Annotated in this window: 1 protein-coding gene; it reads right to left on the bottom strand. The window is 58.8% G+C overall.

The annotated features are described in order from the left end of the window. Positions 1-48: 48 nt before the first annotated feature. Positions 49-327 carry a helix-turn-helix domain-containing protein gene (locus EVC45_RS45180; RefSeq protein WP_248295561.1) on the bottom strand — a complete coding sequence of 93 codons (279 nt, stop codon included), beginning with the start codon at positions 325-327 and terminating at the stop codon, positions 49-51. Positions 328-444: the final 117 nt, after the last annotated feature.

The following is a 444-nucleotide window of genomic DNA, read 5'->3' as shown; positions in this document are numbered from 1 at the left end:
AGATGAAAAATGAGGCCGCCATTATCGCCTGGCGCTCCAGGTGCCTCCTCATGTGTAACGCAGCTTTGAACCTCGCCGGATTCTCACAGCCTGTCGGTGATTCAACCGACCACTTCCCGGCAGGCGGCCTCGCTTGCCAGGTCGCAGCGCCCGCAGGCCGCCGTCGCGCACCAGCTTCATCCATTTGCTTACTGCTCGCAGGCTCACCCCGTAGGTTTTCGCCGCCGCAGTCTGCGTCATGCCGTCACGCACGGCCTGCACCACCATTTTTCTCAGGTGCGCCTGCGTGGCACCGTCCAATTTGCGGGCATCAGTTTTCGTCTTCATGCCCATATAACGCACAACGCACTATTTGGTGCACTCGTCAGTAACTCTTCGTTTGCGGCTTTCGGCCTTCTTCTTTCAGCACCTGGAAGGTGGTCTCGTCGCTGAAGATCAGATCCG

Source organism: Paraburkholderia sp. UYCP14C (genome assembly GCF_004197395.1).
In the GTDB taxonomy this organism is placed as follows: Bacteria; Pseudomonadota; Gammaproteobacteria; order Burkholderiales; family Burkholderiaceae; genus Paraburkholderia.
The sequence above is the reverse complement of the archived record's forward strand: the minus strand, read 5'-3'. Positions and strand labels throughout refer to the sequence as shown.

Excerpts from the sequence above, each read along its gene's own strand:
- EVC45_RS45180 (WP_248295561.1), bottom strand. The coding sequence starts at position 327 with ATGAAGACGAAAACTGATGCCCGCAAATTGGACGGTGCCACGCAGGCG.